This is a genomic window from Paenibacillus alba, assembly GCF_013204855.1.
GTDB lineage: Bacteria > Bacillota > Bacilli > Paenibacillales > NBRC-103111 > Paenibacillus_E > Paenibacillus_E alba.
The window spans coordinates 137,869-150,478 of record NZ_JABMKZ010000007.1; the positions used below are offsets into that span (position 1 = coordinate 137,869).

9 protein-coding genes are annotated in these 12,610 nt (G+C 44.7%); 1 reads left to right on the forward strand and 8 read right to left on the reverse strand.

Annotated elements, in window-relative coordinates:
- Positions 1–96 precede the first annotated feature (96 nt).
- The 7 genes from HQN90_RS12425 to HQN90_RS12455 all read right to left on the reverse strand — a co-directional run bounded on the left by HQN90_RS12425 (position 97) and on the right by HQN90_RS12455 (position 9,842).
- Positions 97–1,602, reverse strand: a complete 1,506-nt coding sequence (locus tag HQN90_RS12425; RefSeq protein WP_173218626.1) for a response regulator transcription factor — start codon at positions 1,600–1,602, stop codon at positions 97–99.
- Positions 1,595–3,418, reverse strand: a complete 1,824-nt coding sequence (locus HQN90_RS12430; protein WP_173218627.1) for a sensor histidine kinase — start codon at positions 3,416–3,418, stop codon at positions 1,595–1,597. The genes HQN90_RS12425 and HQN90_RS12430 overlap by 8 nt, the downstream gene beginning before the upstream one ends.
- Before the next feature lie 25 nt (positions 3,419–3,443).
- The gene (locus HQN90_RS12435) at positions 3,444–4,958 is read right to left on the reverse strand and encodes a response regulator transcription factor (protein WP_173218628.1); all 1,515 of its coding nucleotides are present in this window, start codon (positions 4,956–4,958) and stop codon (positions 3,444–3,446) included.
- Positions 4,959–5,084: 126 nt separating this feature from the next.
- Positions 5,085–5,996: a carbohydrate ABC transporter permease gene (locus HQN90_RS12440; RefSeq protein WP_173218629.1), complete on the reverse strand. Its 912-nt coding sequence runs from the start codon at positions 5,994–5,996 to the stop codon at positions 5,085–5,087.
- A gap of 13 nt (positions 5,997–6,009) precedes the next feature.
- Positions 6,010–6,984, reverse strand: a complete 975-nt coding sequence (locus HQN90_RS12445) for an ABC transporter permease (protein ID WP_173218630.1) — start codon at positions 6,982–6,984, stop codon at positions 6,010–6,012.
- A gap of 71 nt (positions 6,985–7,055) precedes the next feature.
- Positions 7,056–8,732 (reverse strand): type 2 periplasmic-binding domain-containing protein, encoded by a 1,677-nt coding sequence (locus tag HQN90_RS12450; RefSeq protein ID WP_173218631.1) that lies wholly within the window; start codon positions 8,730–8,732, stop codon positions 7,056–7,058.
- Between the two features lie 270 nt (positions 8,733–9,002).
- The gene (locus HQN90_RS12455) at positions 9,003–9,842 is read right to left on the reverse strand and encodes a helix-turn-helix domain-containing protein (protein ID WP_173218633.1); all 840 of its coding nucleotides are present in this window, start codon (positions 9,840–9,842) and stop codon (positions 9,003–9,005) included.
- Positions 9,843–9,997: 155 nt separating this feature from the next.
- Between HQN90_RS12455 and HQN90_RS12460 the strand changes: the two genes are divergently transcribed.
- The gene (locus tag HQN90_RS12460) at positions 9,998–12,274 is read left to right on the forward strand and encodes a glycoside hydrolase family 127 protein (RefSeq protein WP_173218634.1); all 2,277 of its coding nucleotides are present in this window, start codon (positions 9,998–10,000) and stop codon (positions 12,272–12,274) included.
- 105 nt (positions 12,275–12,379) lie between these two features.
- Here the strand turns inward: HQN90_RS12460 and HQN90_RS12465 are convergent, their stop codons facing one another.
- Positions 12,380–12,589, reverse strand: a complete 210-nt coding sequence (locus HQN90_RS12465; protein WP_173218635.1) for a hypothetical protein — start codon at positions 12,587–12,589, stop codon at positions 12,380–12,382.
- Between the last annotated feature and the right edge of the window lie 21 nt (positions 12,590–12,610).

Consider the following 12,610-nt stretch of genomic DNA (forward strand, 5'->3'; position numbering starts at 1 on the left):
CATCATCCCCTGTTTAAACAGGCCTTCTATGTTATATGATATAGAATCTGAATGCACTTACCATTCACAGATTAAAGATCTCTCCCCCCTATTCTGTTAGGTTTTGCATAATTGTCTATACACGGCTGGCTTGTCGGATACACGTTTCTCAAACTCTTTGAGGAAATGATGATAGTTAGCATATCCAATCTGCTCCGAAATCACGCGAATCGTTGCATCCGATTCGCACAGCATTCGCTTCGCCTCATGAATGCGCAGGTCATGAATATACTCAATCATGCCTACGCCGCACCGTTTCATGAACGCTTGGCCTAAGTAAACCGGGTTCATGAAGAACCTTTCTCCGATCTCTTTAATTGTTAACGTTTCCCGATAATGTTCTTGAATATAACGCTCAATGACCCGAAGGGGATGGCCCGAGAATTTGTCTTTATGCTGCTTCAACTGGCTCAAATAATGCTGCATATAATCCTGCAGGGATTGTTCTACTTCTCTTAAGCACCGATGCTCCTTTCTTAAAAAATCGCGAATACGAGGCAGCTCTTCTGAATCGATGCCCATCTCCCGCATGACGGCTGCACTCTTCAGAATAATGCGGATGACCAACAAATGGACGACCTCCCGAGCCGTTTTATTATCAGATATCATCACAAACATTTGTTTAATCAGCTCCCCAACTCGTTTCTCCTGAAGCGCCTCAATCGCAATGTGAATGTCGTCTACGGTAGAAACCGCATTGAGATCGTAGTTGATGTGCTTGTGATGGATCGTTTCGTAATCGAGAGGACCACCGGATACATGAAAGAAATGATGCACCGAAGTCTCTAAAGAACCTGCATACGAATCTGCAATATGACGAAGGGAGTCCACCCGCGGACCTATCGACAAGCAGCATTCGATACCTTGCTCGCGTAGATCTTCGTATACTTGTTGGGCCCATTTCTCGATCTCGGGGAATGACTCCATGACAAGGCCGTCCTGACTCCCAAACAAGTCAATTGCATAAGCTTTCCGCGAAAGGAAGTAACGGGCATCCAGCTCCTGTTCTGGGCTACCAAGCCATTCGACATGAATATACCTCCAGCCTTGATCTCCTTGTGCCAAGGGATCTAGTATCTCCCCAACGTTCCCGTCTGCTGCCGAAATTTCCCCCCGAAGCATCTGAGCAAGCAAAGTCGGAACAAGACGATTAGCAACAAGGTCATTTCGCACCTTTTGCTCTTCTCGGTGCTGCAGCTCCTGAATAACTAGTTGAATGACAGCCTCCCACTCCCTATCCAAAGCCGGCTTAAGCAAATAATGCTTAACCCCATACCTCAGGGCGGAGCGCGCATATTCGAAATCATTGTAGCCGCTTAAGATGATGAATACCGGATCGCTGCCAGCCTTTTGCACCTGATCGATCAATTCTAAGCCGTCAATTACCGGCATCCGAATATCGGTCACCACAAGATCAGGCTTACAGGCTTCAATGCAGGCTAATGCTTCTTCGCCATTCTCGCACATTCCCACAACTTCAAAACCAAGCTCTTCCCACTCGACCATAAGCTTTATTCCTTCCAAGGCGAAAGGCTCGTCATCAGCAAAAATAACCTTATACATGTCCACGGGCCTCCTCCTGGATCTTGATTAAACTCAGAGGGATTTGTATGGTAACACTTGTCTTCTCGAAGGGAACACTTTCAATATGGAATAGAGAACGTTCCGCGTAAAACAGATTTAAGCGGCGGTACACATTGCGAAGTCCGATGTTCTTGCCGTTGTCTTCTCCCTTAAATAGACTCTGAACAATCTCATCCAGCTTCTCATTGTTCATTCCGATTCCGTTATCTTCGACCTTCATGAGCATGTTCATCTCTGCTCTCTCTACAGATATCCGAATTCTGCGATTCCCTTTGACCGATTGAAGCCCATGCTTGCAAGAGTTCTCAACGAGCGATTGAATACTCATCTTCGGGATTCGATATGACAGAACAGATTCGTCAATGGACAATTCATAATGAAACCGATCTTGGAATCGGAACTTCTCGATTTGGAGGTACATGGCAGTAAAGTTTAACTCTTCTTCTACCGTCACCAAATCCTCTTTCCAGCTTAGCAGTCTTCTCAGAAGCTGAGACAAGTTTTGAATAATTTCCGTCACATGCTCATAGCGATATTTCTTACAGACGACGAGAATCGCGTTTAATGTATTAAACAAGAAGTGAGGATCTACCTGACTTTGCAAATATTTCAACTCTGCCTGCACGCGTTCGAGCTCCAAATCTTTTTTTTGTATTTCGAGCTTATAAACGTCATTGATTAAATTGCGTATTTTCCCTGTCATCAGATTAAAGCTGCGAAGAAGATTGCCAATCTCATCTTTCCCTTCATACATCGTGATGGGTTCAAACCTTTCATTTTTCAACAAATTCATATGCTTGGAGAGCTTTCTTACCCGGAAATTAAAGGAATGCATAATGATATAAATCAATATCGTCGGAATGATCGTAGAGATGAGTGTCAGCCAGGTAAAAAAGTGGATAACCCCTTTCCTTTCCTCTGCGATTCGACTCCCCTCTGGTACCCCGACTAGTCGCCAATTAAACACGTAACTGGCCGTACCGAGAGGAATGATGAAGCTCTTCTCAGGTAAGCCTGTCAACTGAAATTCCTTTGAGACAGGCAGGGTCGGCAGCAAAGGGTCAGCACTTTTAAACTTACCTGCCGATTCCAGAACAAGCCGATTTTCCTCATCCACTAGCTTGATTAGCAAGTAATTGTGTTCTTTATCAAATAGCTCCAGCAGCTTATCCATTCGAATATCGATACGCAGATATTTAGAGAATTTCATGAGGTCAGGGAAATTGTCCAGCTTTCGAATGATGCTGACATATACCATTTTCTCCTCGGGATTCATGGGATTCGTATCCAAATAAGAGGTCACTGTGACCTTATCTTTGTTTTCGTTCATCTTCTGATACCATTCACTCTTCAAATCATTGGACTTAAACATAAAGTAGCTTCCACCATTGGATAGTGTTGGGTTCGAGGTGTATACGCCAATCCATGAGATGTAAGGATAAATATTCGGATACTGTCCTAATTTGTCTCGGAGGTAACTATCGTATTCTTCGTAGTAGGCAACATTATCCGAGTACGTATATTCGAGCATTTCATTAAAGATACGGTCAGCGGATACGGCGTTGCCGATCACCACACCTTCGTTCACCATTTGCATGATTTCATTGCCGACTCGATCCAAGGAAATTCGCAAGTTGTCCATCACTCTACGTTCCGTATTCCTGCTATCCTGCAGATAAAATAAACTGTTTATACACAAAATGGGTAGCAGCACACACATCAAGTAAATGATCAAAAACTTGAATTTCAGCGGAATATCATTGACTATACGTAGCAGATTCCATCTCCGGCTCATATTCGTTCTCCTTGTCAGTCGTAGATTAGCCCTTTTTGTAGGCAGAAGGTAACAGGCCGGTAAGCGCCTTGAACTTGGTTACGAACTGTTCGGAATCCGAGTAGCCGACACGATCGGCGACATCAGATATTTTCAGTTCTTCACGACGAAGTAATTTTTTGGCCTCGTCAATTCTTACGACATGTAAATATTCATTAAAGGTGAGGCCGACTTGTTTCTTGAACCTCTGGCCAAAGTAGGCCGGATTCAGCCGAAAATGCTCTGCAACATGCTGGAGTTGCAGCTTTTCGCTGTAATGTGATTTGACGTAGTCTTCCGCAGCAGATATGACTTCATCTGGCCCTATGCCTTTCTTCTGGCCAATCCACTCTGCAGCTTGCAGGAATTCCTGCAAGACCTTGCGTTCCAAGAGACCCAGATCTGTTGGCACGTATGAAGAAAACCAATTAGGCGCCAACACATCTTCACCTCCAGATTGGGTAACAACCTTAAGAATTTCAAGCTTAATGTTGCCTAAATAAGCACTCACCCAAGATCCGGAAACGGACTGCCTCGAAAGGGCAATGAATAGGTGGTGCACGTGAGCTCGCACCGTTTCTGGACACCCACTCCCGACGGCAGCTAGGATGGATTCCGTCATTCCAACAAAGGCAGGCAGCTCTGCTGACCACTCTCCTTGATAGAAGTAAACCCCTTCAGTTCCAGAAGGGAACTTGCACATTTCGGCCATAAGTCCCTCATGGAATGCTTCTTTTAACGCAAGCGGTCCCTTGTGTTCGCCGCTTACTGAAAACGAGAGCGAACTGCCCCAGTTATTTCGGACACTAGCAACTAACTCTATAATTATTGCGGGAGCAAGATCAGGCTCCTCTGGCCCCGAGACCAGCAAGAAACCTTGTCGTTCTTTGCCAACGCCAAATGGAAACAATGTCGCTTGAGGAAGCTTGATCATATCCTCAATAACCTGCTTCAGATTCAATTGGACCTGAGCCTGAACGTCAGGTTCAAGTAAGATGCAGCGAATGCTGGAACTTTCAAGAAGATTCAACAAGGCGTTCGCCTGATCCATCCATTTCTGTCCGATTTCTCCCTGCATCAGTTTTGAAATCGTTTCCAATCGTAAACGATCCAAGGCAGCACTTTCGTACTGATTGTGAGTTTCACGCGCTTGAATCGTATTTGAAACCGCTTCCACTGCAGCAATAAGCTCCCCTTCATTTAAAGGTTTCATCAAATAATTAGCCACACCATGACGCATAGCTCTTTTGGCGTATTCGAAATCTGCGTATCCACTCAAGATAATAAATTCCGCCTCAGGGTGTAGAGTGGCAGCTAGTTCAATCAGTTTCAATCCATCTATGACAGGCATACGAACATCCGTCAGCACCAAATGAGGCCGTGTCGACGCCATCATGGCTAATGCGTCTTCGCCATCCAACGCTTCCCCGCATACTTCAAAGCCTAACTTATGCCAATCAATCATTAACCGCAGTCCCTCTAGCATGTAGGGCTCGTCATCAGCAAACATGACCCTTAACATGGGAAACACCTCATTTCAGGGAGTCGATATGGCTATTATAAAGGATAGGATGCGTTTAAATAAAGCAAAAACCGTCCCAGCTCCGAGCTGAAACGGAAAATGATTATCATCATAGTTTGCTACTGCTTACTCTTTGACACTTCCAAGATTCATTCCGACGATGAAATACTTCTGTAGGAAGGGATACACGAATAGAATAGGAACCGCCGCTACAATTGTGATCGCCGCACGTATGGAAGCAGGCGTAACCATGGCCTTTGTTTGATTCGTGTTGGCCCCAGCCATCAAACCGGGATCATTGTTGCTGTTCATCGTAGATCCAAGCAGCTTCATCATTTCGTACTGAAGTGTGCTCAGCTTCAATTCGGATGAAGCATACAGGAACGTATCGAACCACGAATTCCAAGAGCCAACTGCAATAAACAGGGCGATGGTCGCTAGAACAGGCGTACACAGCGGGAGAATAATTCGTACAAATATGGTAAAATCGCCTGCTCCGTCTATCTTCGCAGATTCAACCAATCCCGACGGGAGGGTACGAATATACGTCCGAATCACAATCAGATTAAACGCACTTACCAGCCCTGGAAAAACATATACCCAGAAGTTGTTTAACAATCCCAAGCTTTTAATCAGAAAGTAATTAGGAATTAGCCCCGCATTAAAATACATCGTCAACACAAATATTAAACCTATTATTTTACGGAAAATATATTGGGGCTGTGCTAGTGTATAGGCAAGCATGGAGGTGAGAAACACACCTAGTACGGTTGTTGTAATTGTACGTGCTACAGAAATCCAAGCCGCATGATAGATCGTACCGGAAATGAAAATCGCCTTATAGTTTTGCAAAGACCAGGAACGCGGCCATAAATAAACGCCCCCACGAAGCGCATCATTGCCTTCATTGAATGAAATCGTTAAGGTGTGAAGGAAAGGATAAAGCGTAACTACAGCAAGAACGAGCATGAAGATACCGTTAATCGTATGGAACAGAATCGGCTCAATCCGTGTTCTGCGAACAGTCGTTGTCCCCATCATCATCTCTCCTTTATATTAACCGCTCTTCACCAAGACGCTTGGCGGTAGAATTTGCAATCAGAATAAGGATTATGCTAACAACTGTTTTGAAAATACCTGCCGCAGTTGCCAGTGAATAGTTTCCTAGAGAAATTCCGTACTTTAGAACGAAAATATCAATCGTTTGCGACCAGTCGACGATCAACCCATTGCCGAGCAAGTATTGAATCTCAAAGCCTGCATCTAGGATGTGCCCAACGTTCATAATTAATAGAATAATAAAAGTGGACTTGATCCCAGGTAGTGTAACATGCAGAATCTTCTGGTAACGGTTGGCACCGTCGATTCCGGCAGACTCATACAGTGATGGATCGATCGTTGTGATGGCTGCAAGGTAAATGATTGTATTCCATCCCACTTCTTTCCACACATTAGACAAGCCCACAATCCCCCAAAAATACTTCCCCTCGCTAAGCCACATGATAGGCTCTGTAATGATGTGCATCTTCATCAGCAACTGATTAACGATTCCATCATCAACGGATAGTGAAGTCGCTACAATACCCGCAGCAATAATCCACGACAGAAAGTGAGGCAGATACGATATCGTTTGGATAGAACGCTTCCAAAATCGAACTTTGATCTCATTCAGCAAAAGAGCTAATAGTATGGCTGTTGCAAAGCCTAGAACCAAATTAATTACACTCATAGCAAGCGTGTTGCGAAGCACCGTCAAGAACGTGTCATCTTGAAATAGAAATTTAAAATGCTTCAGCCCTACCCACTGTTGATTGGAAAATTTCAAAGCCGGGCGATAATTCTGGAACGCCATCAGCCATCCCCATATCGGCACATAATTGAAGATCAGAATATAAATCACGATGGGAAACGACATCAGAATCAACTGTTTCTGGTTTTTTATCGTTTTCCAACTGAAACCGACGCCGATTTCCGGATCAATTCTTTGATTTTTCTTTGATTTTTTAGACAGTATGGTCTCGGCCATCGACATTTCCTCCTTGGAAGTACAGCGGAGAAGACCTAAATCTTCCCCACTCTACGACACATTCTATCCTTTTATTTACTGCTCCAGTTCTGAATACGCCAATTGATTTGATCATTGATACGATCTTCGTAAGCTTTGAAATTACTTTTGGAAATCTGATCCACATACTCTTTCCATACACCTTCAAAGTCTTCTTGTTTGGCCATTATGGCTTTCGGCAAATATTTGACGGCAAGGTCATTCAGCTTCGTATTGGCTACTTTGGCTGGAGAACCATCCATCAGGTCAATGCTCCACGCTGGATAATAGATAGGATTCTCCGCTGGTGTTTTGAAGAACTCTGCCCATGTCTTATGGTTGTAGGCTTTCAATACTTCTTGATCCTGCGGCTTCAAGCTATCATAGAATTCCTGTGGCTGTGTTCCTGGATCGGTTGCATTCCCGTCACTATATGTCCCTTGCATCTTAGGTAAATTAGCGAAGAACGCTTCTGCTTTATTAGCAAGTTTCCATGTATTATCGTCCGCTTTGCTGCGCTGTTCAGGGGTGCGAGCGAACTTGCCATCCTTCACCAAATAGTCCTCGCCTTGAATACCCCATTGGAGTGTCTTCTGCCAATCTTCGGTCATTAGTGAGTCGAGGAATTTGATGATTTGAACCGGATCCTTGGCTTTCGTCGATATCCCGTATCCACGGTTGATGTTCAATACTGGACGGTCACGATAGTACTCTTTGGCGCCTGGGTATACGAGCGGGAACCCGACGTAGGTACTGCCTATTTTGTTTTGTGAAATCAGCGAGCGTTCACCATCACCGAAATTCCAGTGTTGGTCAAACATCCCAATGACACGGCCGCTAGCAATTTTCGCCAAGTATTGATCGTAGTTCTGCACGAGAGCTTCCCTATCCATTAGGCCTTGCGCATTGATCTCATTCAGCTTCTTGTAGTATGTCTTGGCGATGTCCTTATCCGCAAAGATTTGCGCTTTCCCGTTCTCGACGATAACTCCGCCGTCATTTGGGTGACCAGCTAAATGCTCAGGTGGATTAAGCAGCGGGAAGTTTCTCCAGTCAAAGTTTAACGTCTCGAACCCGATCATGTCCGGATGTTTGGCTTTGTATTTGGCAATGATATCGAAATACTCATCCAACGTTTTAGGCGTTGGATACCCCATTTCCTTCAGGACATCCTTTTGAAGATAAAAGCCTGGGCCTTCATAAGCTGTTTCGTTAAATTGACCACTAAACACGTTGTAGTTTGGAAGCGCGAAAATGTGACCGCTAGCAGGATCCTTCATCTGATTCCACACACCTGCGTAATGCTTCTTCAAATTCGGTGCATACTTATCAATCAAATCCTCGAGGGGTACAAAAGCACCCGCCGCAATTAGCTTATCGTTCCCTGTCATAATATCCGCATAATCGCCTCCGGCAATCATGACGCCCAGCTTCTGCTGTAGGTCACCGACCAAGAATTCCATTTTAAGGCTAACCCCTGTCTTATCTTTAATCATCTTGTATATCTTGTTGTCAGGAGTCGGCTGTTGATAGGGACTATCAATGAATAAGGACAAAGTGACTGGTTTAATTGCATTGCTCTGCGTTGACGCAGGCGTTGTCTGACTACCGCTAGGCGAAGTAGTGCTGCTTGCCGCATCCTTCGAGTCGCTGCAGCCTGTCAGTGTTAATCCTAGAGCCAGAACAGGTACCATTGCTGCTATAACAGGTCGTTTTATTTGCTTAACCATTTTTCTAATCCTCCCTTATTGTCTCCATGATCTTACATGTTTGTATAAGTTAATCATTTGTTTGCTTACACTATTTATTATACGCATCAAGAATACGCTTACAATTCACATAATAAAGATATTCCCCCTAGAAATTACAGTCACTTAACCACTCCCTCAGCAGTCTTTAGGTAATAACATAAACGCTAATTAGTGCTTGCCTACACCTAGAGAATTCAGAAAAAATCACCGGTAGCCCCTGAAATAAAGCTTGCCAGCCAGCTGCCGATGTCACTTAAAAAATAACAACCGATTGGCGTATGCATTGCGGTAATCGGTTGGTGTAAGGCCTGTGATTTTCTTAAAGCTATGCGTAAATTGTTGACTTTCCGAGTAACCCAAGTGGTGAGATATTTCCTTTATACTTTGATTCGTATCCACCAATAGCGTTTTTGCGGCATCCATCTTCTCTTGCAACATAAATTGCTTAATGGAGATTCCCGCAATTTCTGAGAACAAAAAGGATAAATGCTTGGCATTATAGCCGAAATACTCAGCTAGCTGGTTCACTTTCATATTCTCATTCCGGTTCCACTTCACATAATCCACGATGTCGTTATACAGCTGCTGCTTGCGATTCTTCCCAGATTGGTGGGCAAGAAACAACTGATTAACCAATTCACATAGAATACTTGTCGTCAAATAGTTGTTCAACGTTTGTTCCCTGTAGCTGCGGATGGAATCCTGAAGCTGCTTCATCATCACAATCAGCATATCGGGATTTCGAAGTGTCCCCTTTTCGGGAATCGTTAATACGGAGGGCTCGTACACCGAGTCGCTATGTAACGTCTCATAGCCTTCTTGAACATTAAAATGAAGCCAGTAGAAGCTACAGTCCGATTCTTGATAACCGTATTGCACGGCTTGTGGCGGCATGAGCAGGAAGTCTCCTTCATTCAGGACATACCGTTCCTTGTCCATCTCTATATACAACGTGCCACTTGTTTGAATAAAAAGTTCGAATTCCGATAATACACGGTACATATGCTTCCACTCTGGAGAGGGAGCAACGAATTTGCCGGTCATAACGAGAGATACGGGTGTATCAACACGGAAGCTGTAGTAGGTCATAAGCCTTCATCCTTTCTCACTATTAATCTTAGAATAAAATAGGCAGAAGTTAAAGAATGCGTACAAAACAACTTCCCTTTTGACACATAATCAAACCTTATGCTATTTACTTGAATTGCGCACTCGTAATAAGCTTTTATTACCATTGCGAGAGGATGATCGTTTTGAAAGCACTCACCAACCCTACCACTTTAAGGCATTTCGGGCTTAATCAAGTCCAATTATCGGACGATATTCTTACTAATGCATGTAAGAAAGAATGGAACTATTTGACCAGCTACGAAGCAGACCGCCTACTTGCCGGCTTCCGCGAAACAAAGGGCTTGCAGCCGAAAGCAGAAAAATACCCCGGGTGGGAGAACACTGAAATTCGGGGCCATACGTTAGGCCACTATTTGACTGCTGTCTCACAAGCTTATTCGCAAACAAAAGATAAGGATATGCTCGCAAGAATCGAATACCTTGTTGCAGAATTAGCCCAATGCCAACAGGATAGCGGTTATCTATCCGCTTTTCCCGAAACGTTGTTTGACAATGTAGAGAATCGCAAGCCCGCTTGGGTGCCATGGTATACCCTGCACAAAATTATTGCAGGCCTGATTGCCGTCTATCATGCTACAAAGCTGCGGCAAGCATTTCATGTCGTGAACCGTCTGGGCGATTGGGTGGCGAACCGCGCCCTCGCATGGACAGACGAAGTCCAAACTACCGTGCTGGCTGTGGAATATGGCGGCATGAACGATTGCCTGTACGATCTTTACAAGCTGACAGGAAACAGCCGCCATCTTGAGGCCTCCCATCGGTTCGATGAGGTCAGCCTGTTCGATGCGCTTCGGGAGAGAAGAGATGTACTGAAGGGCAAACATGCCAATACGATGATTCCGAAGTTTATCGGAGCATTGAACCGGTATTTGACACTTGGGGAAAGCGAACGCAGCTACTTTGAAGCGGCCGTTAACTTCTGGGATACCGTTGTTTACCATCATAACTACATCACGGGCGGTAACAGTGAATGCGAGCATTTCGGCGAACCTGATGAGCTGGACAGCAAACGTTCCGATGTCACCTGCGAGACATGCAATAGCTATAATATGTTGAAACTGACCAAAGAGCTGTTCAAACTTACGCAAGATATCAAATATGCTGATTTTTACGAGCGAACCTATCTGAACGCCATCTTGTCATCCCAAAATCCGGACACCGGCATGACGATGTATTTTCAGCCCATGGCAACCGGATATTTCAAAGTCTACAGCTCCCCGTTCGAACATTTCTGGTGCTGCACCGGTACGGGGATGGAAAGTTTCACCAAACTTAATGATAGTATCTATTTCTATGCCGATAACCAGCTATATGTCAATCAGTTCGTAAGCTCGAAGCTGCTGTGGCAGGAGCAACATGTGACGATTACGCAGTCCACCTTACTCCCCCAAACCGATATGGTTCATCTAACAGTCGAAACGATGGAGCCAAAGCAGCTTGGCTTGCACATTCGTGTCCCTTATTGGGCGGCAGAAGCGATTGAAATGACAGTTAACGGAGAAGGTGTTTCACCTGTCATGCAGCGGGGCTATGCGATTATTAACCGGATTTGGCAGGATGGCGATACAATTGGGCTGCGAATTCCGATGAAGGTTGCCTATTCCCGCCTGCCTGACTCGCCTCATGTCATTGGGCTCCAATATGGCCCGGTTGTTCTAAGCGCAGCACTTGGCACCGAAGATATGGTCGAATCGAAAACCGGTGTTATCGTCAGCGTTGCGACCAGGCGAATGATCCTCAAAGATTATATCGTCCCGCAAGGAATGAGTGTCGAGGAATGGCTTCGCCGTTTCGATGAGCATGTGATTCGTCTAGGCGAAGATTTGGCGTTTGCGCTTAAGCATACAGATGAAGATGAGCGGCTTGTCTTTACACCGCACTATAAGCAACATCATGAAAGATACGGCATCTACTGGAGCCTACTAGACGTTGGGTCTGAAGAGCTGAAGAAGCATGTGGAGAAAGCGGAACGGGAACGGAATCTGAGAGAGGCTGCCCTTGATGCCATACAAATTGGAAATGACCAATACGAATTAGAACATCAGGTACAGGGAGAACGAACATACGGCGGTACATGGGAAGGATTGAACGGAAGAATGGCGGCAGCCGGTGGGTGGTTCAGCTATCAGATGATGGTTCAGCCTGGAGCTGCGTTAGCCGTGACCTTTAACCAACTTCACACGAATAGAAGCTGTGACATCTTTATTGACGGAGAGCTATTAGCCACCGAGATGTTCACGAAAGAATGGAAGCGGATGTTCTACGAGCGAATCTTCGTCCTTCCTGATTCATTAACTGCAGGTAAGGAAGCCATAACCATTAAGTTCATGCCGCGCGAAATGGAGAATGGCATCTATGGCGTTCTTCGTACAATTAAACATACGATTTAAGAAAAAGAAAAAATAGTCATCATTGCAGTTTTTTTTGCAAAGATGACTTTTTTTGATTTACTTCTCTGTTGATCGATCAGATCATTTCATCTTCAGCCGTTCGAGTCAGCACTGTATCTGATCGGCGGCGATTACAAGGATATTCTCTTGTATACAAGCATACGCAGTAAAAGAGAGACCGTTTTCCGAGGACAGCTCGTTTTCACTTATCAGCTTTTCCTTCATCTTGAGAAGAAGCCCTTTCGCGTTACTATTATCAACTTTGACTGATACGGTATATTGATGCTTTTTTTTGATATTTTCCATTTCCAACATAAATAGATCCCTCCCCTAATA